This window comes from Caballeronia novacaledonica, from assembly GCF_900258035.1.
In the GTDB taxonomy this organism is placed as follows: Bacteria; Pseudomonadota; Gammaproteobacteria; order Burkholderiales; family Burkholderiaceae; genus Caballeronia; species Caballeronia novacaledonica.
The window spans coordinates 11,931-33,947 of record NZ_OGTP01000034.1 but is presented as its reverse complement, the minus strand read 5'-3'; the positions used below and the strand labels follow the sequence as shown (position 1 = coordinate 33,947).

The window sequence follows — 22,017 nt, the reverse complement described above, 5'->3', positions numbered from 1 at the left end:
GTCGTTAGAAAAAGCGCGCCGGGCTTCAAACCCGGCGCGCTTTGCGTTTGGTGAACTCAGTGGCCGACGGTCGCTGGCGATTTCACTTCGCAGTTCACCGCGAGTTTGGATTTGTCCGCGAAGGAAAGGGTGAGGGGAATGGTCGAGCCGACCTTGAGCGGCTTGCCGGGTTCTTCGAGCATCAGGTGATAGCCCGTCGGCGCGAAGCTGAGCGTGCCGTGCGCGGGGACGTCGACGGAATCGACGGGCGACATCGTCGCGGTGCCGTTCTTGCTCTCGGACTTGTGCATCATGGCCATGCCGAAGGCGGGCGTCTCTGCGGCCGTGATCGTTACGGGCTTGTCGCCGTTGTTGGCGACGGTGAAATAGCCCGATGACGGCAGATTCGGCGGCATCGCTCGAATCCAGCAATCGCGGGCTTCGAGCGATGCGGCCTGTGCGAGCGATGCGCAGGCGAGCGTGCCCACGAGTACGGCGATTCTTTTCATTGTGTTCTCACTTGACGGTGAAGTTGTAGTGGCCTTGCGTCCGATGCCCATCCGCTGCGACCGCGGTCCATTGCACCTTGTAGACGCCCGGCGCGAGATCGGGAAGCGCGGCGCTCATGTGCTTCTTGTCGCTGGCATCGACGGTGGATTTCGCCGTGTTGATCTGCGTGCCCTGCGCATTGGTGACGATGAGCTTGCTGAAAGTGGGTTCGAGCGCTTCGCTGAAGTCGATCGAGACTTCATGCGGCGCGCTGACGGTCGCGCCGGGGCCGGGCTGTTGCACCTTGGGCAATGCATGGGCGAGCGCGAGCTGCGTTGCGCCCAAGAACGCCAGCGCGAGCGCGCCGCGCTTGATCGATGATGAAAGCATGAGGGTTCCTTGCGTGCTCGAAGCCGTTGGCGCTTCGAGCGATATTGGTGTGTGCGAAACGCGCAGGAGCGTGAATCAGGCGAAGGCGGGCGGGGCGCGCGGTTGCGCGGCGTTGAGCAGTGCGCGGCGAGGCGCATCCGTCTGCGGAGCGACGATGAATATCTCGCGTGGCGCAAACGCGGAGAACGCTCGATCGAGCGAGATGGGCGGCGTAGGCGCGTGCGCGATGAGATCGCAATACGCGCACGCGTCAAGATGGCCGATGGCGTCGTGCTTCGGCGGATGCGTATCGCGCGATGCCTGCGCATCGGCTGCGCACACGGACGCGAGCAGCGCTTCGATGCGCGCATGTTCGAACGCCTGCGATGCGACGGGCGCGAGCGAGAGCAGCAGGATCGCGCATATCGCCGCGAGCCCGCTTATCTTCCCGATGATGCCTCGACGCAAGTGATGCATGTCGCGTTGGATCCGTTATCGATACCTAGACCATGTTGAGCGGACGATTATGCCACGCGTGTTTTGACTTTTTCTTCGCTAAAAGCAAAGAGGGTGTTGCGGTAAAGTAAGGGAGGACTTATAATCTTTTCTTCGACGGACGCGGGGTGGAGCAGTCTGGCAGCTCGTCGGGCTCATAACCCGAAGGTCGTAGGTTCAAATCCTACCCCCGCAACCAACACCGTCCAGCATCAAGCAGAAAAGCCCGGTCAAGCCGGGCTTTTTGCATTTCCGCGCACGCATCGCAACACGTCTACTGCGCGAACCCAAGTCGCAATCGAACCAGTCCGCGACCGACCCGCACATGGCGACTTCACTCGCGCATGTCAAAATCGCAAGTCCATTCCACGCACGCAAGAAGGACGCCTCGCTCATGGACATCCCACACGTTTTGCAGGCCATCGCGCATCAGGAACACACGCTCGTCTTCCCGCAGTTTCACGCCGAGCACGCGTGGCAGATCGGCTCGCAACTGCGCGAGATGGCGCTCGCACGCGACGCGGCCGTCGTCATCGATGTGCGCACGTTCGGGCGCAAGCTCTTCTACGCCGCGATGGACAACACATCGCCCGACAACGCGCGCTGGGTCGAGCGCAAGTCGCGCACCGTCGAGCATTTTCGCCGCAGTTCGTATGCAATCGGACTCACGCTGCAGCAGGCCGGCGCGACGCTCGCCGACAAGTACGCACTCGATCCCGCCGAGTTCGCCGCGCACGGCGGCGCATTTCCGTTGCGCGTATCGGGCGCGGGCGTGATCGGCTCGGTTGCGGTGTCGGGACTTCCGCAGCGCGAAGATCATCAGATGGTCGTCGAAGCGCTGTGCGCCGTGCTCGGCGAAAACTTCGGCAATCTTTCGCTCGGACGCGACTGACCGACATGCGCTCAACCGCTTACGTGCTTCTCGCCATCGCGATCGTTGCCGAAGTCGTCGCGACCTCCGCGCTGCGCGCCTCCGATGGCTTCACGCGCGCGCTGCCCGCGGCCATCGTCGTGGCCGGATACGGCGTGTCGTTCTATCTGCTGTCGCTGACGCTGCGCGCGTTGCCCGTCGGCGTCGTGTATGCCGTGTGGTCGGGCGCGGGCATCGTGCTCATCACCATCGTCGCGGCGCTGCTCTTCAAGCAGACGCCCGATCTGCCCGCCATGCTCGGCATGGGCCTCATCGTCGCGGGCGTCGTGGTGCTCAACGTGTTCTCGAAGATGAGCGCGCACTGACACGCCCTCACGCGTGCGCGCTTACTTGCAGCGCACGATCATCGAGCGGTTCTTGACGTTCGCGGAGATCACGTTCGTGATGCCGCCGCCGGTTGGTCCGCCTTCCTCGTTGTCCTTCGAAACGATGTCGTAACCCGTCGCGCCGCATTTCTTGCCGGCGAGCACGTAGCAGCTCGCCCAGCTCGATCCGGCGTCCGCGCCGCTGCAATTGACGGCGTAACCCGTCTGTCCATCGGGCAAATTGATGAGCGACGCTTCATTCGACGACGCGCACGCGCCGAGACCCGCGATCGCGACGACAGCCGCGCCAAGTGCGACGCGAGCGGAGATACGGCGCATGCGCCGGCCAGCTTCCTTCATCTTTACCTCGTGAGAGCGAATGGCGATATGCGCCGCAAGCCTTGGATCAGCGGCGAGGGCGCATTTTTGAGATGTGCATTGTCCCATACGCGGCTTACGCGACTCGTAAGCGGTTGTTATCGTCGCGGAGTACTCCGGAAGGGCGACATTCGCGCGGGCGCGTTGCTTGCGAATAAACGATTGGATGCGCGCGTCCGATGAACTATTTTCCGGATCGCGCACCTTAACTATCTCAAGTTTCGGTTGGAATTGCTCAAACGGCATTCACGCCAAGAACAAGGGAGATCAAGCCATGGCGGAAAGAGTCACGGGGCCATATCGAGGGTATTACATCAGCGCTTCGGCGCGGCTCGTGCAGGCCCACGGCGAACACGCGGGCGACGCGCCGATCTACGTCGGTTCGGTCAGTCTCGCGCGCGGCGGTCCGGACGACGCGCATCGTTTCGAGGCGCTCGTCGATCTCGGACCCGAGCGGCGCTTTGCGACCGAAGGCGAAGCGCTCGCGCATGTGGAGCAGGCCGCGCGCGAGTACATCGACCGATTGCTGCAATCCACGTGATGCGTCCCGTTCATCTCCGGCACACCGTGCTGTACGACGTCGCGATCTGCCTGATCGATCTTTTTCCGAGCGGCGCGGATGTCGCGGAGATCGGTCTCGACGCGACGCCCGCGCTTTTCGTGAGCTGGCGCACGGGCGGCGTGGCGAACCATCCCGGCAATATTGCGTGGGGTGTGCACTATCGGTTCGACGCGCAGGTGCTGCGCGACTATCCGCATCTGTCGGAGCAAGCGCGGCAACGCGTGTGCGATCGCGTGCGCGAGATGAGCCGGCTGCTCGACTTCAACTATGCGGATCCTCTGGCAAGCTCGCTGCTCGTCGTGGATGTCGACGAAAGCGTTCTCGCCGCGTGAAGGGCGCAGCGCTGGACCGCGCGGCGCGAGCGCGGGTACCATAGTCGCCGAATCGATTCGTGCGATCGTTGGCGGCGCAGCCAACGCATTCGCATCGAATGAAGCGATGAAGCGCTTGAACGTCTTCGCGTCGGCGCCCGCCTTTTGCTTTCCCGGCCGGGCGCCACGCATCAGCAACGAGACAATCATGGACATTCGATTCCTCCCGGAAGCGCCCGATTACCGCGATGCCAATCTGACCGTCGAGTTCGCCGCGATCGTCGATGGCCGGCGCGTGCCGTGCGCCATATCGGTCGAAGCGCTGGAAGATCACTTCGGCGCGCAAACCTACGACACCGCCGGCTGGATCGATGCGTTCGATGCGGGCCGCACACGCATCGAAGCCGTGGCGCGCGAGCATCTGCGCGTAACCAACGGCATGCCGGTGCTTCTCAAGAGCGGACACTTTCCGCCGGGGCGCGTCACGGTCTGACGCCGCGACGCGTATGCATCGTCTTCTCTTACACGGCGCGATGTAAGACCTCCATCGCGCGCTCGTCTTTATCGATGGCGAAAACGGTGCGGCGCCTTCCGCGCGATCGCGCAACGGAGTACCATCGCTCCATTGGCCGCACGCGACGCGATTCGCTCGGCACATAACTTGCTCATTGGCTTGCGCTTTTCATTGGGCATCAAATATAAAAATCGCACGGGGTCGTCATGCTTCATTCCTTTCTTCACTCACTTGTCGAGTCCAATGCGCTATGGCTCATCTGGGCAGCCGTTGGTGTGCTGATTCTTGCGTTGTGCATCGTGTTCGCGTCGGTCGTGCTGAGCGACTCGGACGAGCCGCTCTATCGGGCGGCGTCGCGCCGCAACGACGACGGCAAGATGATCATCTGAACGCACGCGGGCGCGCAGCGATTTGACTTCGAAAGAGGCGGTGCCGACAATGCCTCGCATGGGACCGCAAGAGCGGCGCACCGAGCAAAGACGCGAGCAGCGCCAGGCGCTGCGAGAGCGCATACTCGAGGTCTCGCGCGAGATCGTGAAGCGCGAAGGGTTCGCGTCGCTGTCGATGAGAAAGCTCGCCGAGGCGATCGACTATTCGCCCGCCGCGCTCTATCTTCACTTCAAGAGCCGTGGCGATATCGCGCGGGCATTGCGCCGCGAAGGACACGCGAGTCTGCGCGACGCATTCCTCGCGCATACGTCGATCGCGGACCCGGCCGCGCGTCTGAACGCGATGGGGCGCGCGTATGTCGAATTCGGGCTGGCCGAGCCCGAGACGTATCGGCTGATGTTCATGGAGCCCGCGAGTTCCGCCGAAGCAGCCGCCGGTGTCGACGACAACGGCAACGGCCGCGCGGCGGAGTCCGGTGCGGCGACGCTTTCGCTGATTGCGGATGCGTTCGTCGAGCTGCGCGCGGCCGACCGGCTGCCGTCGCGCGCCGCGCCGGTTGCGTGCGCCGAAGGGCTGTGGGCGAATCTTCATGGCATCGTCGCGCTCAAGCTGAATGGCGCGGCGCTGCCCGAGACGCCGGCCGCGATGCTCGTCGAGCTGTCGCTCGATGCCTGGTTCGCGCCGGTCAAAGGAACTGAACTTCGATTCAGCGGACCGGATCGATCCGACACTTCAACACGATGACCACCGAAGATATCCGTATCGACACCGCCAACGGCATCGGCTTCATTGCGCTCGATCGTCCGAAGGCACTCAACGCGTTGACGCCGCCGATGCTGCGCGCGATCAGCGAGGCATTGCGCGCCTGGCGCCACGATCAGGCGATCCGCGCCGTCGTGGTCTATAGCCCGCACGTGCGGGCCTTCTGCGCGGGCGGCGACATCCGCTTTCTGTACGAGTCGGCGCAGGCGGGCGCGCGCGACGCGATCGACGCGTTTTTCACCGACGAATACAAGCTCAACCACGCGATCTTCACGTTCCCGAAGCCGTATGTCGCGGTCGTGAATGGCGTCGTGATGGGCGGCGGCATGGGCATCTCGCAGGGCGCGCATCACACGGGCGGCCTGCGCATCGTCACGCAATCGACCAGAATGGCGATGCCCGAGACGCGTATCGGCCTCTTTCCCGATGTCGGCGTGAGCTGGTTCCTCGCGCGCGCGCCGGGCGCGATCGGCCGCTATCTCGCGGCGACGGGCGCGAGCCTCGCCGCCGCCGACGCGCTCTACGCCCGCATGGCCGACGCCTATCTCGACGACGGCGCGCTGCCGGGACTCGTCGAATCGTTGAGACATCAGCGCTTTCTCGACGGCGTGGAGATCGTGCGCTTCGTTCAGAACGAGACGACGAAGTACAAGGTCGCGCCGATTCCCGAGCGAAGCGAACTGGCCGGCGCGCGCACGATGATCGACAAGCACTTCGCGGCGGGCAACGGCGCTTCGATTCTCGCGTCGCTCGAACGCGAGGCGGACATCGGCAACGATTGGGCAAAGCGCACGGCCGCCGAGTTGCGCGAGCGCTCGCCGCTTTCGGTCGACGTGGCGTTGCAGCAGGTCGATCGCGCGAAGTTTTCGACGATGGCCGAGACGCTGCGCCGCGATCTCGATCTCACGCGCACGATGTTCGAGCGCGGCGACGTGCTGGAGGGTATTCGGGCGCGCATCGTCGACAAGGACAACGAGCCGCGCTGGAAGATCGCGCGCGCCGAGGAAGTGAACGCCGCCCATGTCGACCGCATGTTCGAGAGCGCGTGGACGCCCGCGGCGCATCCGCTGCGACTGCTGAAGGATTGATGCTCGGAAGAGCGGCCCGCGTGGGCCGCTTTCGTTCGATCCGCCGCACTGCGGTAAAATTGCGGATTCCCCTTCAGATTCAATCGGTTCGCGCGAGAGCGTGGCCGTCGTCGCCCATGTCAGCCGTATCGAAGATCAGCCCCCGCCGCATTTCCGTCGCACCGATGATGGACTGGACGGATCGTCATTGCCGTTCCCTGCACCGGCTCGTGTCGCGTCATACGTGGCTTTACACGGAAATGGTGACGACCGGCGCGCTGCTTTACGGCGATGTCGCGCGGCATCTCGCGTTCACGCCCGCCGAAGCGCCTGTCGCGCTGCAACTCGGCGGCAGCGAGCCGGCCGATCTCGCAAAAAGCGCGAAGCTCGGCGAACAATGGGGCTACGACGAGATCAACCTGAATTGCGGATGTCCTTCCGAACGCGTGCAACGCGGCGCATTCGGCGCGTGTCTGATGAAGGAGCCGCAGCTCGTCGCGGATTGCGTGAAGGCCATGCGCGATGCCGTCTCGATTCCGGTGACCGTCAAGCACCGGATCGGCGTGGATACGGTCGAGGAGTACGAGTTCGTGCGCGATTTCGTCGGCACGGTCGCCGATGCGGGCTGCGAGGTGTTCATCGTGCACGCGCGCAACGCGATCCTCAAAGGACTGAGCCCGAAGGAGAACCGCGAGATCCCGCCGCTCAAGTACGAGTACGCGTACCGGCTGAAGCGCGATTTTCCGCATCTGGAGATTTCGATCAACGGCGGCATCAAGACGCTCGACGAAGCCGAAGAGCATCTGAAACACGTCGATGGCGTGATGCTCGGCCGCGAGGCCTATCACAATCCGTATGTGCTCGCGGGCGTCGATACGCGCTTCTACGGCGCCGCTACGCCGGTGCCGTCGCGCGAGGATATCGAGGCGGAGCTCATCGACTACGCGCGTCACGAACTTTCGCGCGGCACGTATCTCGGCGCCGTGACGCGGCATGCGCTGGGGCTGTATCGCGGCGTCGCGGGCGCGCGCGGATGGCGTCGCGTGTTGTCCGACAGTCGCCGGCTCGCGAAAGGCGACCTGACGATCTTCGACGAGGCGCGGACCCATCTTCGCGAGGCCGTGGAAGCAATCGAGTCCTGAGGCGCGAACTTCGGAAAAAGATGCTCGGAGGTACTAGGCAAGCGCAATCATTGTTCGTATAATCTCGCTTCTTGATTGCTGCGGTAGTTCTGAAGCAGTCAGGGTCGCGGTAACAGTGGTGGCTGTAGCTCAGTTGGTAGAGTCCAGGATTGTGATTCCTGTCGTCGTGGGTTCGAGTCCCATCAGCCACCCCACCGAGAATTCATGCAAAAAGCCCAGTCATTCGACTGGGCTTTTTGCTTTGTGGAGTCCGTGTAAGCGTTTTTCGCCTTTTGCAGTCGGTCCGATGCGTGCGTACTCGCGTGCCGCCGCTCATTTCCTTACGATGGTTTTTCGTATCGAACCACGTAGTGCGCCGTGATGAGTACTCCGCTGCCGTCCGGTTCGCGAATCTCGGCAGAACGCAGTCGCGGCCCGGTGTTACTAGTCCGCGAACTATGCCGAATCTGGTTATGCATGCGGCGGATCATTCTCGCGTCTGTTACGTTGTCGGCAGTCGAAAAGCGCGGTCGCATGGCGGATCCGGTCAGCAGTAGCCGCAAGTACCGCGCCCATGCTTTCTCGCGCCGCCGATGGCGGGCAATTATTTTCCGAAGTTGCAGCGACAGGAAAAAACGCGATAGCACCGGTAGCCCCGCGCCAGCAAATGCGCGCGATGCGCGGCCAATTGTGCCACGTCGAACGGCGTACTTGCGCCCATCGGTCGGCCTCCCGCGCGGCGCGGTCGCTTCGAGCAAGCGGACAAGGGCTTGACCGCGCGTTTCGTCATGACGCCGATAAGTGTTGAGCCAGCGCCGCAGTTCGCGGTCGCATCCGGCTAGCCGTTCGAATCGAGCAGGGCGCCACCGTTCGCGACGTTGGGCGGCCCGGTGGAGTCAGAAGGCAAGGTCGTCGTCCTCCAACGCTTCACGTGCGGGCGCGCTTGCGCTCGGACGCTTGGCGGGTTCCGACCTGCGGGCGCCGCCGCTTGCCTTGCGACGGCGCTGCACGTCGTAGGGCGATAGGACCGCAAGCAAAGTCAGTTTCATGCGCCGCCCGCGCGCGTCGTGCGGTTCGCTCCTGCCAATTGACAAAACGTGAGTGCTACAAACAAACACCCCAATTCCGCAGACTCAATTTAGCGAAGTCCTCATTTGGAATTCTGGTCGTTTATCGGTGTTCTTTCGACCTAAACGTTTCTCCGCATACCTCTTGAAAAAAATCCCCTTTACGTTTCGCTCGTCGTGATACAGCGGTCAGAAGGACACGACGCAATGTTGAACGTCAGCGAAGCAAGGAGATTCAATGTTTAACGCAGCGGTACGAGACGGCGATTCTACGACAACCGGAGGCCGGGTTTTCGGGTCTGGTTTTCCCGCCGACGGAAGGAATGTTGCTCTCGATGGTGATGATGCAACTTGCGGTGAATGTCCGGGCAAGTATTCAATCCGAGGATCGCGACACGGCGCGATAGTCAATGGGCGCGCTATGGTCATGGAAGGTGACAGCGTCGAATGTCCATGCGGCAAGAACCGAGTGGGAGCGAGCTTTTCAGGAATCGTCTTTGAAGGGGTATCTACACAACGACAGGAGTATGGCTACGGAACGCGTTCGGAGTTCACGTCTCGTCATGCGAATGCTGGCGATGTCTACGACGAGCAGGTACGCGCCGCAGGTGTATCTCACGGCTACCCGTATTTCATCGAAATGGCGGACGGTCGCACGACCTCGGGCCGCATCGACTCTGGCGGGGCGCTGCCGCGCATTATCTCAGGCGAAAGTGCCGACAACTACACCGTGTATTGGGGCGACGACGCCCTTGTCAAAGCCGACGGGAATTGAACGATGCCGAATAAACCCACTGTAGTGCGTACCAACTCGACCCCGAATTCAGTGAAGGTCGTGCAATTGCGAGTCGTGACGTTTCAGGAACTGTGGGCAGCATATCCCGAGTCTGCACCTTGCATCGATCCAGCGACGGGCAAGGCTGCATTCGAAGACGAATGTGCAATCAGGTTTGGAACATGCCTCGCAGGTGTTGGCATTACGAATAAGTCTTTCAAAGGTGAAACGTGTTGGTTTCACGGGCATCCGCGAAGCCATATGCTTCGTGCAAAAGAGGTCGCACAATGGCTTCACTTACAGCCGTTCGCCGGGTGTCCGAAGCCGGAAACGATCACGGGCAGCGACTGGAAGGACAAAATCAAAGGACGTACCGGCGTAGCTTTCTTTGGTAGCTACTGGCGGCGCTCGCTAAAAGAGAGGCAACCCAGCGGCGACCACATCGACCTATGGAATGGTGAACGCCTTACACCGAGCACCGAGACGACCCTGCGATTCAGTTTAGGCATTTCGCGTGTGTGGAACCCCCTCTCCACCATCGGCATTGGCCCCGAAAATTTCTATTCCGACCTGTCGCAGGCAAAGTCGATTCTCTTTTGGGAGGTTAAGTGAAGAGCGCGCTTCTGTACGTCGGGCTGTTTGTTTCCGGCGCGCTCATCGCAGGATTTGCGAGCCTATATTTGGTCTTGCCCGACGCGAATATCCCGTGCGGCGACGAGTGCGGTGGACGTGCCTTGGCGACGGCATTTCGCGGAGCTTTGGGCGGAGCTTTTACGTTCCTGTTCGCTGGCATTGTTCTCATATGGCGTCAACGACGGAACCGAAAGTAGCGGGGTGGACCGCATTCGGCGCGGTGCTGCACCGACGTTGCGCCGCCTGGTCGGTTTCAGAGGGCAAGGCCGTCGTCCTCGAACGCCTCACGTGCGGTTGCGCTCGGGCGCTCGGTGGGTTCCGACCTGCCGGCCGCGCGGCTTGCCTTGCGACGGCGCTGCACGTCGTAAGTCTATAGGACCGCCTGTATCGTTACGGCGATGCTCGGGCGCGGCGGGGCGACGTCGTCGGGTTGATAGACGCCAATTGCGAGCGGCCCCGCCAGTGCGACCGAATCGCCCTTGACGAGCGCCAGCAAGGCATGCGGCGCCGGTCCGCCGAATTCGCAGCCCGACATGTAAAGCGCCGCGCCATCGGCCAGCGCTACCAGCACGCTACTGTTACAAATGAGTTGCCGTTGCGACTGGTGCGCGCGACCACCAGCAGACCAATCAGATACGCTTTCATCATCGGATTTTCAAGCCGGCGAAGAGCAGCGAACCATCCGGCCAACCAGTTGCTACCGTTGCAGGGCGTCCGTTTTGGTTCCGAACTTCGGTAATGCGTCTTTCGAGAGTCGTGTAGAAACGGCCAGCGGGTCAATCAGGCCGCGATAATCCGTCTTCGATTTGCGCAGGCCGCACCTCGGGCACGCCTGATGCACAACGAAGTTCTCCCCTCTGCGGAGAGCGATCATGACCCGCCATCACCTCGCGACAGCCGCGCTTCTGCTCGTCACGACATTCGCGGCCCACGCCCAGACCGCGCGCCCCGACGAAAACGCCTCGATGGTCAAGCCGCCGAGCGCACCCGGCTCGCCATCCGCGAGCGCCACGCGTCCCGACAACCCCGACAACATGCCGGTCAAGCGTCCGAATCCACCGCAAAACAGCGATCGCATGCTGCATCACGATCCGGCGAGCGACGCCATCGCAAAATAGCTCCGGACCCGGCCTGGAAGCCCGCGCGACGCCACTATAATGGCGCTCGTCACGACAATCGGAGAGAACCGCGCCCTCCGGCTCCAGGCGGTCCAGCCAATGCAAAAAGTCATACTGCCGTTAGTTTCCGGTTTTCTTGCCGCACTCTTTTTCCGCGAATCGACCTTGGCGCTGCTGCATACAGCGGGTCTCATCGATCCGGCCGGCTTCTCCATCGCACCGTTTCTTCCGCTCGGCATCCCCGAATTCATCGCGAATGCGCTATGGAGTTCCATCTTCGCCGTGCTGATGGTGTGGCTTCTGCGCGTCGCGCCCGACCGCAGCGCACCGTGGATCGGCGCGCTCGTCTTCGGCGGCATCGTGTTGACGGCGGTCGGCGTGTTCGTCATCGATCCGGCGCGCGGCATCTGGCCGAGCGGCAACATGCTGTCGCGTCTCACGCCAAACTTCATCGCCAACGCGATCTGGGGCTGGGGCGCGCTCGTCTTCATGCGTGCGTTCATGGCCGGCAGCGAGCCGGGCTGATCCGGCGAGGTCGCCCGGTCCGCCCGATTCGCATCGCGCAAACGTTCACCTGCTTCGCGTCACCATGCTAGGATTTCCAAACCACCCCCAACGACGGCACTGGAGGCAGACATGACCACTTTGGCGATCGACGGTGTGCGCTGGGTCAACGACCGCGTGAGCAGCGTGCGCTGGGGCAATTTCGATCCGGCCACGAACGACTGGGCCGCGCCCACGACCATCGTGGACGTCCAGCAAGTCGTGGACGCCCTCAAAAGCGGCAAGGAAGTCCGCACGCTCTTCACGCTCGGCGGCCGCGCCTTTCTCGGCCCGAAAGTCAGCGCGCTGCCTTATACGAATGGTCATATCGGCATCGAGGCGCGCGTGCAGGACGGGCAGATCGAGAAATCGCTCGAAGACCTTCCGCCCGTCTGACACGTCGCAACAGGGCGCTCCCGGAGACGAGCATTGAATCCGGAACAGACGCTGCGATTCGAGACCGAATTCATGCCGCGCATCGCCGAACGCACGATGCGGTTTCTCGGGCGCGGCGTGCGCGTCGAAATTCTTTCCTACGAAAGCGCGGCCGTGCCGACGCGTCTGCATGTGAGCGCCGATGCGCACCAGGAGGGCGATGAACATCAGCACGTCTATCCTTATCCGCTGAATGTATTTCTGACCTGGGACGACGAAGAGATTGAGCGTCTGATGAGCGTGGGCGGCGAGGCCCGATTCCTGCGTTACCTCGACGCGATGGCCGCCAAGCTCGACGCCTGGCAGGGCGCGCGCGACGTCGATCTCGCGACGCGTTCGCAGGCGCAGCCTTCGGTGCTCTTCGGCGGTCTCGATTTCGAAGCCTGATCACGGCGGCCGGCTGCCGCCCGTTAGCGCCCGTTCAGCCGACGCATCGCATCGCCGGTGCTCACGCAAATCGTGACGCCGGCAGGGCGCATCAACTTGAACGTGGAGGTCGGTATGGCATCGTCGAATGAAGGCGATCTGCGCGCATTCGTGCAGACCGCGGAACAGGCGGGCGGTTTCGTGTGGGTCATCGCGCTGGTCGATTTTTCGGCGCGCGCGATCAAGCGCGCGCTCGTCTCCGAAGAAAATTTCGCTACCGCCGATGCAGCCCGCGACGCCGGCAACGATCGCCTGAAAGGGATGTCGAACGACCGCTGACGCAGCCTCGCGCGCGCGGTCCGCGGCGGATTCACTTCGTCGCGATCACCATCGAATCCGGTCCCGCCAGCGGCTCGACGCGCGCCGTGGCAAACCCTGCTTCCTTCATCCAGGCGCAGCATTGCGCGCCGGTGTAATCGAAGCCGCCCGGCGTCTCGATCAGCATGTTGAGGCTCATCAGAAGACCGAATGCGTTGTGACGGCGTTCGTCGTCGATCATTGCGTCGTACACGATGAGCACGCCGCCCGGCGGCAGCGCGGCGTGGCATTTCGCGAGCAGTTCGCGTTTTTGCGCCAGATTCCAGTCGTGCAGGACGTGACCCATCACGAGGACATCCGCCGACGGGCACGGGTCCTTGAAGAAATCGCCCGGATAAAAGCGCAGCCGGTCCTGAAGTCCGTTCGCCGCGACATAGTCGTCGAAAATCGGCCCGACCACGGGCAAATCGAAACCGCCTCCCGTCAGATGCGCGTGCGCCCGCGCAACCTGCACCGGCAGCGCGCCCTGCGCCGCGCCGATATCGATGAACGTCCGGTAGTCGCCCCACGGAAACTGGCGGGCGATCGCCTGCGCCGCGCCCATGCTCACGCCGCTCATCGCCTGCAGAAAGCCGCGCAGGCGCGCCGGGTCGCTGTAAAGCGTCTCGAAGAGATTGCCGCCGTGCTTCGATTCGTTCTGCGGCAAGCCCGTGCGCAGCGCCTCGGTGAGCGATCCCCAGAACGGGTACAGGCGCGCGTTCGCCATCTCCAGCAATCCGCCGACGTACGAAGGCTTGTCGCGGTCGAGGAAGAAATCGGCGTCGTTCGTGTTCGCGTAGCGGCCGTCTTCGCGCGTGAGCAAATTGAGCGCGACGAGCGTATCGAGAAAATCCTGCGCGCCGCGCGGATGCAGCTCGAGCGCCTGCGCGAGGTCTTCCGCCTGCCGCGGCCCGTTCGCCAGTTGCGTGAACACGCCGAGTTCGACCGCCGACAGCAGCGTTTTCGATGCCCAGAACGCCATGCCCATTTGCAGCAGCCGCTCCGGGTTCGGCTGTGCGTTGATACCGTCTTGCGCGTCGTGCATGATGTGGCTCCCTGAAGCGCGTAAGCAGACTGGAAAGGTCTGCGTAACTCTAGGAGCCGTTCGCGCCCGCTTCAAGGAAATATGTGGCCCGCAACACGCAGTCGAAACATGTTCGAAAATCTCGAACGTGTGCGCCAATCCTGTCGTACGGCAGCGGCCGAAGTCCCGCCCATAATGGCTTCACACTGATCAACGTTCAAGGAGAACGTCATGAATCGCTTCGAAGGCAAGACAGTTCTGGTTACCGGCGGCAACAGCGGCATCGGTCTCGCGGCGGCGCAGGCATTTGCGGCGGAAGGCGCGCGGGTCGTCATCACGGGTCGCGACGAAAGCGCACTCGCCACGGCGCGCGAGTCGCTCGGCGCGAACGCCATCGCCATTCGCAATGTGGCTGGCACGGTCGGCGCCGCGCGTGAGCTCGCCCAGGCGCTCGTCGATGCGAACATCCGCCTCGACGCGATTTTCATCAACGCGGGCGTCGGCACGTTCGCGCCGTTCACCGACATCGACGAAAAAGCCTGGGACGAAACCTTCGCGATCAACGTGAAAGGGCCGTACTTCCAGATTCAATCGCTGGTGCCGCTGCTGAACGAAGGTGCGTCGATCGTGCTGAACGGCTCGATCAACGCGCATATCGGCATGCCGATGTCGTCGGTGTATGCGGCGAGCAAGGCGGCGCTCGTGTCGCTCGCGAAAACCCTGTCGGCGGAATTGCTGCCGCGCGGCGCGCGCGTGAATGTCGTGAGTCCCGGCCCGGTTTCGACGCCGCTGCACGGCAAGCTCGGTCTCGTCGACGAAGCCGCCGCGCAACTCCAGAGCCAGATTCCGCTCGGGCGCTTCGGCAAGTCGAGCGAAGTCGCGGCGACGGTGCTGCATCTGGCGTCGCCGGAATCGGGCTTCATCGTCGGCACGGAGATCGTGATCGACGGCGGCATGAGCCAACTCTAAGTCATCCGCGCGGACCGCACGCGCGGTCCGCGCACCGCGAGGAGTTCATCATGAGTGACGACATCACGTCGTTTGTCGTGCATCTGCCGGGCAAGCCGGAGCATCGGGAAGAACTCGAAACGCGCCTTCTCGAAGTGCTGGAGCGCATGTCGGAAGAGCCGGATTTCATCAACACGTATCTGCATCGCGCGGCGGACGATCCGGACACGCTCGTGCTGTATGAAACGTGGGCGTGCTCGGCCGAGCATTTCCGTGCGCATCATCTGGGCCGGCCGTATCGGCAGATGTATGAGGCCGTGCTGCCGCGATTGCTCGCGCGCGAGCGGACGATCGAGTTTCTGACGCCGCTTCGAAGCTACGTCAGCGCATCGCCGGCTGCAGTTCGCCCCAACTGACGAGGATTTGCTGGATGCTGCGGGCGTAGGCGTCGCGATGTTTCGGCGACTCCGAGTGATAGGCGCCGATCGCGCGCCACGTGTTGCCGTACTTCATCATCTTCTGCTTCAGCAGCCACGCGGCGACGAACACGTTGACGCACGGATCGGCGAGCGCGCGATGCGGAATACCCTGGCGCGCCAGATCGGGAAAGTGGATCGAGTTGATCTGCAACTGGCCGATATCGATCGAGCCATTGGCGTTGCGGTTGAGCGCGGCGGCATCGCCTTTCGATTCGCGCCAGGCGACCGCGCGCAGCACGAGCGGATTGACGCCCTGATAGGCGGCGGCCTGCTCGAAGCAATCGTCGGCGCGAGCGGCGCCCGGCGCGAGCGATGCGCCGAGCAACACGCAGGCGCAGAGTGCGGCGTAAATGGGACGGAACATGTTGCGTGGCTCCTTCGATTACGGCGCGAGCGCGACGTCGATGCGATGCTCGACGTCCTTCATGTACGTCCGCGATTCATCCGACACCACGAGACGCGGTTCCGGACCGTTGCATTTGCAATCGACGACGCGGCGCGTTTTCTTGCCTTTTTTGCTCGCGGATCTGGCGGGCGGATCTTCTTCGTCGACGGCGGCGGGCGGCAGCATCGCGAGTGTCGGCAAGGGCGGGTAGACCTTCTGGAGGGCGGGTCCGAGCGCCGCGAGCGTTTGCACGGAGGCGGGCGCGCTCACGTCGAGCGGACCGGCGAGGGCGCTCGCTGAAATCAGCGTTGCGGATGCGAGGATGACGATTCGGCGCATCGCGTCAACCTCCCTGCGACGGCTTGATGGACACGCTATACGGCTGTCGCGCGCCGGCGGTCAGGTTTTCCAGACTGAGCTTGACCGTGTGCCGGGCGGGCACGCCTTTCCAGATCGCCTGGTTGAGATACGGGAAGTCCTGCGCGAGGGCGGTGACGAGGATGGTCGTCGGCTGCTTCTGCGCGGCCGCGAGCGCACCGGCTTTCGCCAGGATCGCGGTGAGTTGCGCATCGCGCGCGCCGAGCGCGTCGGCGGGAATTTCGAAGCGGATGATTTCGGCGCTCGCCGCCGGCTTGTCGGTCGGAGCCGTGCTGGCCACCGGCATCGGCGCGCAGCCGGTCACGGCGATGGCGACGGCAATGGCGAAAAAAAGTGACGCTGCCCCCTTCACTGGCATCTCCTGATTGAGTCATGGCGATATCCGAGTTGACGGCGCGCGTGCGCGCGACTTGATAGCGGCGCGCAAACGTTTCGCCAAATAGCAAGACTTGACTCAGAAGACGGCGATCCGCGAAATCAGCCGACGCGGATCGCGTAAAACGATGCCACGCCCTTGTCGATGTGACGGTGAAGTGACGCCGGGAAAGGTCAGATGGGCCACCACGTGCCGATACTCGGCTCGGCATCGAGCGCGCGGAGGAAATCGTCGGCGAAAGCGTCGGCGGCGAGCTGACGCTCGGGCGAGCCTTCGGGCAGATCGTGGGGATTCTTGAGGCCGCGCGCGTGGCGGATGACGGCGACCGTTTCGGTCAGGGCGGCGAGGGCGTCGAGCGTGTGGGTGTTCATACCGCGGATTTACGGCACGGGCGGCGAAGGCTTGAGCCCTCGCCTCATAAAACCATCACGCCTTCGGCTTCCGATGCCCCGACACGAGCGCGCCCGCATCCCGCGCGAGCCCGAACAGATCGAGCACGGCGACCAGCCCGACAAACGCGACGATCAGGAACGCGACGCTGAAATCCTCCGGCCCGATGGAGTGCGCATCGTGCCCGTGCAGCCATTCGCCGATGCGCAGCGCGATCGCGCCGACCGCGACGCCGATGCCCATCGTCATCTGAAAAAGCGTGCTGGATAGCGCCGACGCGCCGCTCATCTGCGCTTTCGGCACGTCGGCGAAGCTCAGCGTGTTGAGCGCCGTGAACTGCAGCGAGCGCGACAGGCCGCTCGCGAACAGCACGACGGCGATCGCGAGCTTAGGCGTCGCCGGCGTGAGCAGGCTCATCGCGGCAAGCGAGAGCGCCGCGAGCACGCCATTGACGATCAGCACCGGCCGGAAGCCGAACTGGCGCATCACCGGCGTGGTGACGAGCTTCATCGACAGATTGCCCGCGAACACGGCCAGCGTGAGCAGGCCCGATTCGAACGCGTTCATGCCGAAGCCGACCTGAAACATCAACGGCAACAGGAACGGCGCCGCGCTGATCGCGATGCGAAAGAGCGATCCGCCGCCCATCGCCACAGCGAAGGTTTTCACCTTCAGCGCCGACAAATCCACGACCGGCTGCGCCGCCCGCCGCAGATGCCACCACGAAGCGAAGCCGGCCGCCACGCCCACGGCGACCAGCACGCCGACGAACGTCCAGTCGGCGTCGCTGCGGCCGACCAGTTCCATCGCGTAGAGCAGTGTCGTGCACGCGATGCCGCAGAGCGCAAAGCCCGGCAGGTCGAAGCGCCGCGTGGCGTCCCCGCGCTCGTTGCCGATGAAGCGCAGCGTCAGCAGCAAGCCGATCAGACCGAGCGGCACGTTCAGATAGAAGATCCAGCGCCACGACGAATACGTCGTGATGAAGCCGCCGAGCGGCGGTCCGATCACCGGGGCGACGAGCCCCGGCCACGTGATGATCGCGATGGCGCGCATCAGGCCTTCCTTGGGCGTCGCGCGCAGCACGGCGAGCCGGCCGACCGGCACCATCATCGCGCCGCCGATGCCCTGCAGCACGCGCGCGGCGGCGAACGCGGGCAAGGTCGAAGTGGTCGCGCACAGCACGGACGCGGCCGTGAATACCGCGATCGCGCTCGCGAACACGGTGCGCAGGCCGAAGCGGTCGGCGGCCCAGCCGGAAATCGGGATGAAGACGGCGAGCGTCAGCAGATACGCCGTGATGCCGAGGCTCATGTCGGCGGGATGCACGTTGAACGAGCGCGCCATCTGCGGCAAGGCGGTCGCGATGATCGTGCCGTCGAGGTTCTCCATGAAGAAAGTCGCCGCGACGAGCGTGACGATGAGCGACGAGCCCTTGTTCTCGCGATCGCTTGCGGACGGCATCGGTCGGGCGCTCCTGCATGAAGGGTCGGAAGCTTGCCATTCTAGTCGCGAGAGCAGAGCTTTCGCGGCTATGGTAGTTTTTGCGATTGCCGGAAAACCAGCCAGGCAGCATTTCCGACAATGCGCCGACAACGCGCAAACACAACCCCAACAAGAGGAATCAGCAATGAAGTTTCGGAAACTCGGTGATTCGGGTCTCGACGTCAGCCTGATCGGGCTCGGCACCATGACCTGGGGCGAGCAGAACACCGAAAGCGAAGCGCACGAGCAGATCGATTACGCGCTGGCCCAGGGCGTGAATCTGATCGACGCCGCCGAAATGTACCCCGTGCCGCCGCGCCCCGAGACGCAGGGCCGCACCGAGGAATACATCGGCACATGGCTCGCGAAGCATCCCGCGAAACGCAAGGACATCGTGCTCGCGACGAAGATCGCCGGCCCCGCGCGGCAGCCGCACAATCCGCGACATATCCGCGGCGCGGGCAACCAGTTCGATCGCAAGAATTTGAACGAAGCCATCGACGGCAGTCTGAAGCGTCTGCAAACGGATTACGTCGATTTGTATCAATTGCATTGGCCCGACCGCAGCACGATGACCTTCGGCCGCCCGGCGTATCCGTATCTCGACGACGAATACACGGTGCCCATCGAGGAAACGCTCGCCGCGCTTGGCGATCTCGTCAAGGCGGGCAAGATCCGTCATGTGGGCGTGTCGAACGAAACGCCGTGGGGCGTCGCGCAATTTTTGCGCGCGGCCGAAAAAGCGGGGCTGCCGAAGATCGTCAGCATTCAGAATCCGTACAGTCTCGTGAACCGCACGTACGAGCTCGGCCTGTCCGAGTTCACGCACAAGGAAGGCGTCGGGCTGCTCGCGTATTCGCCGCTCGCGTTTGGCTGGCTGTCGGGCAAGTACGAAGGCGGGGCGCGTCCGACGGGCGCGCGCATCACGCTGTTCGAGCGATTTCAGCGCTACAGCAAGCCGCAGGCGCTCGCCGCGATCACGTCGTATGTGGAACTGGCGAAGCGGCACGGCCTCACGCCGACGCAACTCGCGCTCGCCTTCGTCAACACGCGGCCGTTCACCACGAGCACGCTGATCGGCGCGACGTCGCTGCCGCAGTTGAAAGAGAACATCGACAGCGTGAACGTCGAATTATCGGAAGAAATTCTGGCCGAAATCGAGGCGCTGCACGAGCGCCAGCCGAATCCGGCGCCCTGAAATTCCCTGCCCGGTCAGGGATTTGTCGAAGAATCCGATGCCCTCGCCGCGAATGTGTCAGCATTGACGTTCGCGTCATCGTCCGATATCGCTTTGTAACGCCGGGCTAAGTTTTCGCTCGTATCCTGCCGTAAAACGCCGCCGCGACCGCCGCTTTCGAAGGCGGATGCGGCGCGCTTCCGTGTCACCCGCGGTGCGGTGCCTTTTGTAAGGCACTACACTTGCTCGATGGTCCTGGTTGCCCGCTGCGGCGCCTTTCGCCACAGCGCGCTCTTCGCAAAGGAGTCGTCGCTCATGTCTCAAGCAACGCCGCAGGACAAAGATCTCGATCGTCTCACGATCGACACGATCCGCACGCTCTCGATGGACGCCGTGCAAAAGGCCAATTCCGGCCACCCCGGCACGCCGATGGCGCTCGCGCCCGTCGCGTTCCATCTCTGGCAGAACCATCTTCGTTACGATCCCGACGCGCCGCTATGGCCCAATCGCGACCGCTTCGTGCTGTCGGTCGGGCATGCGTCGATGCTGCTGTACTCGCTTCTGCATCTCGCGGGCGTGAAGGAATTCGATCAGGACGGCAAGCCGACCGGCAAGCCCGCGGTCTCGCTCGACGACATCGAGCACTTCCGCCAGCTCGACAGCAAGACGCCGGGTCACCCGGAATACCGCATGACGACCGGCGTCGAGACGACGACCGGCCCGCTCGGGCAAGGACTCGGCAACAGCGTCGGCATGGCGATGGCCGCGCGCTGGAAAGAAGCCCACTTCAACAAAGGTAAGGACGCGATCTTCGATTACCGCGTGTACGCGCTCTGCGGCGACGGCGACATGATGGAAGGCGTGTCGCACGAAGCTGCGTCGCTCGCGGGGCATCTGAAGCTGTCGAACCTCATCTGGATTTACGACAGCAACCGCATCACCATCGAAGGCCATACGGATCTCGCCTACAGCGACGACGTCGAGGCGCGCTTTCACGGCTACAACTGGCACACGCTGCACGTCGACGACGCCAACGACGCGCAGGCGCTCGAAGACGCCATCAACAAGGCGAAGTCGCACACGGACAAGCCGACGCTGATCGTCGTGAAGAGCATCATCGGCTGGGGCGCGCCGAACAAGCAGGACACGGCGAGCGCGCACGGCGAAGCGCTCGGCGAGGAAGAAGTCAAGCTCGCGAAGAAGTTCTACGGCTGGCCCGAGGACAAGCAGTTCTATGTGCCCGACGGCGTGATGCAGCATTTCGCCGACGGCATGGGCGCGCGCGGCAAGAAGCTGCATGCCGAATGGAAGCAGCGCTTCGACGCCTACGAAAAGGCCAATCCGGAACTCGCGAAAGAAGCGTGGCAGATGCTCGAATCGAAGCTTCCCGACAACTGGGACGCCGACATTCCGACCTTCGAAGCCGACGCGAAAGGTCTCGCCACGCGCGATTCGTCGGGCAAGGTGCTGAACGCCATCGCGCCGCGCGTTCCCTGGCTGATCGGCGGCGCGGCGGATCTGTCGCCATCGACGAAGACGAACCTCAAGTTCGAGGGCGCGGGCAGCTTCGAGCACGACAGCTACGGCGGCCGCAATCTGCACTTCGGCATTCGCGAGCACGGCATGGGCGCGGTCTGCAACGGCCTCGCGCTGTCCGGGCTGCGTCCGTACGGCTCGACGTTCCTGATCTTCAGCGACTACATGAAGCCGCCGATCCGCCTTTCCGCGATCATGGAAGTGCCGGTGGTCTACGTGTTCACGCACGATTCGATCGGCGTCGGCGAAGATGGCCCGACGCACCAGCCGATCGAGCAACTGGCTTCCTTGCGCGGCGTGCCGGGCCTGTGCACGCTGCGCCCCGCCGACGCGAACGAGGTGGCCGAAGTGTGGCGCGTCGCGCTGACGCATTCGACGGAGCCGTCGTGCATCGTGCTCACGCGCCAGCCGCTGCCGACCTTCGATCGCAAGAAGTACGGTTCGGCCGACGGCGTGAAGCGCGGCGCCTATACGCTCGCCGACGCCGATGGCGGCAAGAAGCCCGAGGTGCTGCTGCTCGCGACCGGCAGTGAAGTGTCGCTGTGCGTCGAGGCCTACGAGAAGCTGAAGGCCGAAGGCATCGCGGCGCGCGTCGTGTCGATGCCGTCGTGGGACATCTTCGAGAAGCAGGATCAGGCGTACAAGGACTCGGTGCTGCCGCCGGACGTGCATGCGCGCGTCTGCGTCGAGCAGGCCGCGACGCTCGGCTGGGATCGCTATGTCGGCCGCCTGGGATCGCAGATCGTGATGCACACGTTCGGCGCATCGGCGCCACTGAAGGCGCTGAAGACGAAGTTCGGCTTCACGCCGGACGCGGTCTACGACGCCGCGAAAAAGCAGATCGAACGCGTGAAAGCCAACGGCAAGGAGTGAAT

At 63.6% G+C, this 22,017-nt stretch carries 31 protein-coding genes and 2 tRNA genes; 22 read left to right on the top strand and 11 right to left on the bottom strand.

From position 1 onward, the window contains the following. Positions 1-56: 56 nt before the first annotated feature. The 3 genes from NOV72_RS29610 to NOV72_RS29600 form a co-directional block, all read right to left on the bottom strand. Positions 57-488, bottom strand: a complete 432-nt coding sequence (locus NOV72_RS29610) for a copper chaperone PCu(A)C (protein ID WP_106858074.1) — start codon at positions 486-488, stop codon at positions 57-59. Positions 489-495: 7 nt separating this feature from the next. Next, positions 496-858, bottom strand: coding sequence for a copper homeostasis periplasmic binding protein CopC (copC, locus tag NOV72_RS29605; protein ID WP_106858073.1), 363 nt, complete (start codon positions 856-858; stop codon positions 496-498). Positions 859-933: 75 nt separating this feature from the next. Next, positions 934-1,314, bottom strand: coding sequence for a DUF2946 domain-containing protein (locus NOV72_RS29600; RefSeq protein ID WP_106858072.1), 381 nt, complete (start codon positions 1,312-1,314; stop codon positions 934-936). Positions 1,315-1,454: 140 nt separating this feature from the next. Between NOV72_RS29600 and NOV72_RS29595 the strand changes: the two genes are divergently transcribed. From NOV72_RS29595 to NOV72_RS29585, 3 genes are all read left to right on the top strand, one after another. Then, positions 1,455-1,531: transfer RNA gene (locus NOV72_RS29595), tRNA-Met, on the top strand. Between the two features lie 195 nt (positions 1,532-1,726). Continuing rightward, positions 1,727-2,224 (top strand): heme-degrading domain-containing protein, encoded by a 498-nt coding sequence (locus tag NOV72_RS29590; RefSeq protein ID WP_106858090.1) that lies wholly within the window; start codon positions 1,727-1,729, stop codon positions 2,222-2,224. Positions 2,225-2,229: 5 nt separating this feature from the next. Then, a complete protein-coding gene (locus NOV72_RS29585) occupies positions 2,230-2,568 on the top strand; it encodes a DMT family transporter (RefSeq protein WP_106858071.1) in 339 nt (112 codons plus the stop codon). Between the two features lie 21 nt (positions 2,569-2,589). Here the strand turns inward: NOV72_RS29585 and NOV72_RS29580 are convergent, their stop codons facing one another. Next, positions 2,590-2,928, bottom strand: a complete 339-nt coding sequence (locus tag NOV72_RS29580) for a hypothetical protein (protein WP_106858070.1) — start codon at positions 2,926-2,928, stop codon at positions 2,590-2,592. A gap of 292 nt (positions 2,929-3,220) precedes the next feature. Between NOV72_RS29580 and NOV72_RS29575 the strand changes: the two genes are divergently transcribed. The 10 genes from NOV72_RS29575 (at position 3,221) to NOV72_RS29530 (ending at position 10,127) form a co-directional block, all read left to right on the top strand. Beyond that, complete coding sequence (locus NOV72_RS29575; protein WP_106858069.1) at positions 3,221-3,487, top strand: hypothetical protein; 267 nt, start codon at positions 3,221-3,223, stop codon at positions 3,485-3,487. Beyond that, complete coding sequence (locus NOV72_RS29570; RefSeq protein ID WP_245933210.1) at positions 3,487-3,840, top strand: hypothetical protein; 354 nt, start codon at positions 3,487-3,489, stop codon at positions 3,838-3,840. The genes NOV72_RS29575 and NOV72_RS29570 overlap by 1 nt, the downstream gene beginning before the upstream one ends. A 187-nt stretch (positions 3,841-4,027) precedes the next feature. Beyond that, complete coding sequence (locus NOV72_RS29565) at positions 4,028-4,312, top strand: DUF1488 family protein (RefSeq protein ID WP_106858089.1); 285 nt, start codon at positions 4,028-4,030, stop codon at positions 4,310-4,312. Between the two features lie 227 nt (positions 4,313-4,539). Continuing rightward, positions 4,540-4,722, top strand: a complete 183-nt coding sequence (locus NOV72_RS29560; RefSeq protein ID WP_106858067.1) for a hypothetical protein — start codon at positions 4,540-4,542, stop codon at positions 4,720-4,722. A 49-nt stretch (positions 4,723-4,771) separates the two neighbouring features. Further along, complete coding sequence (locus NOV72_RS29555) at positions 4,772-5,467, top strand: TetR/AcrR family transcriptional regulator (protein ID WP_245933207.1); 696 nt, start codon at positions 4,772-4,774, stop codon at positions 5,465-5,467. Next, positions 5,464-6,573, top strand: a complete 1,110-nt coding sequence (locus NOV72_RS29550) for an enoyl-CoA hydratase/isomerase family protein (protein WP_106858065.1) — start codon at positions 5,464-5,466, stop codon at positions 6,571-6,573. The genes NOV72_RS29555 and NOV72_RS29550 overlap by 4 nt, the downstream gene beginning before the upstream one ends. 116 nt (positions 6,574-6,689) lie before the next feature. Then, entirely contained in the window at positions 6,690-7,694 is a 1,005-nt protein-coding gene (gene dusA / locus NOV72_RS29545) for a tRNA dihydrouridine(20/20a) synthase DusA (protein WP_106858064.1), read from the top strand. Between the two features lie 118 nt (positions 7,695-7,812). Further along, positions 7,813-7,888: transfer RNA gene (locus tag NOV72_RS29540), tRNA-His, on the top strand. 1,090 nt (positions 7,889-8,978) lie between these two features. Next, positions 8,979-9,515: a PAAR domain-containing protein gene (locus NOV72_RS32475; RefSeq protein ID WP_181291190.1), complete on the top strand. Its 537-nt coding sequence runs from the start codon at positions 8,979-8,981 to the stop codon at positions 9,513-9,515. A gap of 3 nt (positions 9,516-9,518) precedes the next feature. Continuing rightward, positions 9,519-10,127, top strand: a complete 609-nt coding sequence (locus tag NOV72_RS29530; RefSeq protein ID WP_106858062.1) for a T6SS effector amidase Tae4 family protein — start codon at positions 9,519-9,521, stop codon at positions 10,125-10,127. A gap of 391 nt (positions 10,128-10,518) precedes the next feature. Here NOV72_RS29530 and NOV72_RS29525 read toward each other — a convergent pair whose 3' ends face one another. Beyond that, a complete protein-coding gene (locus NOV72_RS29525; protein ID WP_106858061.1) occupies positions 10,519-10,719 on the bottom strand; it encodes a hypothetical protein in 201 nt (66 codons plus the stop codon). Positions 10,720-11,020: 301 nt separating this feature from the next. Here NOV72_RS29525 and NOV72_RS29520 point away from each other — a divergent pair, with 301 nt between their 5' ends. The 5 genes from NOV72_RS29520 (at position 11,021) to NOV72_RS29500 (ending at position 12,949) form a co-directional block, all read left to right on the top strand. Beyond that, positions 11,021-11,266, top strand: a complete 246-nt coding sequence (locus tag NOV72_RS29520; protein WP_245933206.1) for a hypothetical protein — start codon at positions 11,021-11,023, stop codon at positions 11,264-11,266. 99 nt (positions 11,267-11,365) lie between these two features. After that, entirely contained in the window at positions 11,366-11,791 is a 426-nt protein-coding gene (locus NOV72_RS29515) for a hypothetical protein (RefSeq protein ID WP_106858059.1), read from the top strand. Between the two features lie 111 nt (positions 11,792-11,902). Next, positions 11,903-12,205, top strand: coding sequence for a hypothetical protein (locus tag NOV72_RS29510; RefSeq protein ID WP_106858058.1), 303 nt, complete (start codon positions 11,903-11,905; stop codon positions 12,203-12,205). Between the two features lie 33 nt (positions 12,206-12,238). After that, positions 12,239-12,631 (top strand): DUF5594 family protein, encoded by a 393-nt coding sequence (locus NOV72_RS29505; RefSeq protein ID WP_106858057.1) that lies wholly within the window; start codon positions 12,239-12,241, stop codon positions 12,629-12,631. Positions 12,632-12,745: 114 nt separating this feature from the next. Then, positions 12,746-12,949, top strand: coding sequence for a hypothetical protein (locus NOV72_RS29500; protein ID WP_106858088.1), 204 nt, complete (start codon positions 12,746-12,748; stop codon positions 12,947-12,949). Positions 12,950-12,980: 31 nt separating this feature from the next. Here the strand turns inward: NOV72_RS29500 and NOV72_RS29495 are convergent, their stop codons facing one another. Beyond that, positions 12,981-14,012, bottom strand: a complete 1,032-nt coding sequence (locus tag NOV72_RS29495) for a methyltransferase (RefSeq protein WP_106858056.1) — start codon at positions 14,010-14,012, stop codon at positions 12,981-12,983. Positions 14,013-14,222: 210 nt separating this feature from the next. Here NOV72_RS29495 and NOV72_RS29490 point away from each other — a divergent pair, with 210 nt between their 5' ends. Both NOV72_RS29490 and NOV72_RS29485 read left to right on the top strand, forming a co-directional pair. Continuing rightward, complete coding sequence (locus NOV72_RS29490) at positions 14,223-14,960, top strand: SDR family oxidoreductase (protein WP_106858055.1); 738 nt, start codon at positions 14,223-14,225, stop codon at positions 14,958-14,960. A 50-nt stretch (positions 14,961-15,010) separates the two neighbouring features. Further along, complete coding sequence (locus NOV72_RS29485; protein WP_106858054.1) at positions 15,011-15,355, top strand: putative quinol monooxygenase; 345 nt, start codon at positions 15,011-15,013, stop codon at positions 15,353-15,355. On the opposite strand, the gene NOV72_RS29480 is transcribed toward NOV72_RS29485, so the two are convergent. From NOV72_RS29480 to NOV72_RS29460, 5 genes are all read right to left on the bottom strand, one after another. After that, positions 15,321-15,782, bottom strand: coding sequence for a lytic transglycosylase domain-containing protein (locus tag NOV72_RS29480; RefSeq protein ID WP_106858053.1), 462 nt, complete (start codon positions 15,780-15,782; stop codon positions 15,321-15,323). The two genes, NOV72_RS29485 and NOV72_RS29480, sit on opposite strands and share 35 nt — an antisense overlap. Positions 15,783-15,800: 18 nt before the next feature. Continuing rightward, positions 15,801-16,142 carry a hypothetical protein gene (locus tag NOV72_RS29475; RefSeq protein WP_106858052.1) on the bottom strand — a complete coding sequence of 114 codons (342 nt, stop codon included), beginning with the start codon at positions 16,140-16,142 and terminating at the stop codon, positions 15,801-15,803. A gap of 4 nt (positions 16,143-16,146) precedes the next feature. Then, a complete protein-coding gene (locus NOV72_RS29470; RefSeq protein ID WP_106858051.1) occupies positions 16,147-16,539 on the bottom strand; it encodes a hypothetical protein in 393 nt (130 codons plus the stop codon). Between the two features lie 191 nt (positions 16,540-16,730). Beyond that, complete coding sequence (locus NOV72_RS29465; protein WP_106858050.1) at positions 16,731-16,928, bottom strand: hypothetical protein; 198 nt, start codon at positions 16,926-16,928, stop codon at positions 16,731-16,733. Positions 16,929-16,983: 55 nt separating this feature from the next. Next, positions 16,984-18,408, bottom strand: coding sequence for an MFS transporter (locus NOV72_RS29460; protein ID WP_106858049.1), 1,425 nt, complete (start codon positions 18,406-18,408; stop codon positions 16,984-16,986). Between the two features lie 166 nt (positions 18,409-18,574). Between NOV72_RS29460 and NOV72_RS29455 the strand changes: the two genes are divergently transcribed. Beyond that, on the top strand, positions 18,575-19,627 hold the full coding sequence (locus tag NOV72_RS29455; RefSeq protein WP_106858048.1) for an NADP(H)-dependent aldo-keto reductase: 1,053 nt from the start codon (positions 18,575-18,577) through the stop codon (positions 19,625-19,627). Positions 19,628-19,921: 294 nt separating this feature from the next. Then, positions 19,922-22,015, top strand: a complete 2,094-nt coding sequence (gene tkt / locus NOV72_RS29450; protein WP_106858087.1) for a transketolase — start codon at positions 19,922-19,924, stop codon at positions 22,013-22,015. The last annotated feature ends 2 nt before the right edge of the window (positions 22,016-22,017 follow it).

What these genes read in the sequence shown, in the direction of transcription:
- NOV72_RS29610 (WP_106858074.1), bottom strand. Translation starts at nt 488, where the DNA reads ATGAAAAGAATCGCCGTACTCGTGGGCACGCTCGCCTGCGCATCGCTC.
- copC (WP_106858073.1), bottom strand. Translation starts at nt 858, where the DNA reads ATGCTTTCATCATCGATCAAGCGCGGCGCGCTCGCGCTGGCGTTCTTG.
- NOV72_RS29600 (WP_106858072.1), bottom strand. Translation starts at nt 1,314, where the DNA reads ATGCATCACTTGCGTCGAGGCATCATCGGGAAGATAAGCGGGCTCGCG.
- NOV72_RS29590 (WP_106858090.1), top strand. Translation starts at nt 1,727, where the DNA reads ATGGACATCCCACACGTTTTGCAGGCCATCGCGCATCAGGAACACACG.
- NOV72_RS29585 (WP_106858071.1), top strand. Translation starts at nt 2,230, where the DNA reads ATGCGCTCAACCGCTTACGTGCTTCTCGCCATCGCGATCGTTGCCGAA.
- NOV72_RS29580 (WP_106858070.1), bottom strand. Translation starts at nt 2,928, where the DNA reads ATGAAGGAAGCTGGCCGGCGCATGCGCCGTATCTCCGCTCGCGTCGCA.
- NOV72_RS29575 (WP_106858069.1), top strand. Translation starts at nt 3,221, where the DNA reads ATGGCGGAAAGAGTCACGGGGCCATATCGAGGGTATTACATCAGCGCT.
- NOV72_RS29570 (WP_245933210.1), top strand. Translation starts at nt 3,487, where the DNA reads ATGCGTCCCGTTCATCTCCGGCACACCGTGCTGTACGACGTCGCGATC.
- NOV72_RS29565 (WP_106858089.1), top strand. Translation starts at nt 4,028, where the DNA reads ATGGACATTCGATTCCTCCCGGAAGCGCCCGATTACCGCGATGCCAAT.
- NOV72_RS29560 (WP_106858067.1), top strand. Translation starts at nt 4,540, where the DNA reads ATGCTTCATTCCTTTCTTCACTCACTTGTCGAGTCCAATGCGCTATGG.
- NOV72_RS29555 (WP_245933207.1), top strand. Translation starts at nt 4,772, where the DNA reads ATGCCTCGCATGGGACCGCAAGAGCGGCGCACCGAGCAAAGACGCGAG.
- NOV72_RS29550 (WP_106858065.1), top strand. Translation starts at nt 5,464, where the DNA reads ATGACCACCGAAGATATCCGTATCGACACCGCCAACGGCATCGGCTTC.
- dusA (WP_106858064.1), top strand. Translation starts at nt 6,690, where the DNA reads ATGTCAGCCGTATCGAAGATCAGCCCCCGCCGCATTTCCGTCGCACCG.
- NOV72_RS32475 (WP_181291190.1), top strand. Translation starts at nt 8,979, where the DNA reads ATGTTTAACGCAGCGGTACGAGACGGCGATTCTACGACAACCGGAGGC.
- NOV72_RS29530 (WP_106858062.1), top strand. Translation starts at nt 9,519, where the DNA reads ATGCCGAATAAACCCACTGTAGTGCGTACCAACTCGACCCCGAATTCA.
- NOV72_RS29520 (WP_245933206.1), top strand. Translation starts at nt 11,021, where the DNA reads ATGACCCGCCATCACCTCGCGACAGCCGCGCTTCTGCTCGTCACGACA.
- NOV72_RS29515 (WP_106858059.1), top strand. Translation starts at nt 11,366, where the DNA reads ATGCAAAAAGTCATACTGCCGTTAGTTTCCGGTTTTCTTGCCGCACTC.
- NOV72_RS29510 (WP_106858058.1), top strand. Translation starts at nt 11,903, where the DNA reads ATGACCACTTTGGCGATCGACGGTGTGCGCTGGGTCAACGACCGCGTG.
- NOV72_RS29500 (WP_106858088.1), top strand. Translation starts at nt 12,746, where the DNA reads ATGGCATCGTCGAATGAAGGCGATCTGCGCGCATTCGTGCAGACCGCG.
- NOV72_RS29495 (WP_106858056.1), bottom strand. Translation starts at nt 14,012, where the DNA reads ATGCACGACGCGCAAGACGGTATCAACGCACAGCCGAACCCGGAGCGG.
- NOV72_RS29490 (WP_106858055.1), top strand. Translation starts at nt 14,223, where the DNA reads ATGAATCGCTTCGAAGGCAAGACAGTTCTGGTTACCGGCGGCAACAGC.
- NOV72_RS29485 (WP_106858054.1), top strand. Translation starts at nt 15,011, where the DNA reads ATGAGTGACGACATCACGTCGTTTGTCGTGCATCTGCCGGGCAAGCCG.
- NOV72_RS29480 (WP_106858053.1), bottom strand. Translation starts at nt 15,782, where the DNA reads ATGTTCCGTCCCATTTACGCCGCACTCTGCGCCTGCGTGTTGCTCGGC.
- NOV72_RS29475 (WP_106858052.1), bottom strand. Translation starts at nt 16,142, where the DNA reads ATGCGCCGAATCGTCATCCTCGCATCCGCAACGCTGATTTCAGCGAGC.
- NOV72_RS29470 (WP_106858051.1), bottom strand. Translation starts at nt 16,539, where the DNA reads ATGCCAGTGAAGGGGGCAGCGTCACTTTTTTTCGCCATTGCCGTCGCC.
- NOV72_RS29465 (WP_106858050.1), bottom strand. Translation starts at nt 16,928, where the DNA reads ATGAACACCCACACGCTCGACGCCCTCGCCGCCCTGACCGAAACGGTC.
- NOV72_RS29460 (WP_106858049.1), bottom strand. Translation starts at nt 18,408, where the DNA reads ATGCCGTCCGCAAGCGATCGCGAGAACAAGGGCTCGTCGCTCATCGTC.
- NOV72_RS29455 (WP_106858048.1), top strand. Translation starts at nt 18,575, where the DNA reads ATGAAGTTTCGGAAACTCGGTGATTCGGGTCTCGACGTCAGCCTGATC.
- tkt (WP_106858087.1), top strand. Translation starts at nt 19,922, where the DNA reads ATGTCTCAAGCAACGCCGCAGGACAAAGATCTCGATCGTCTCACGATC.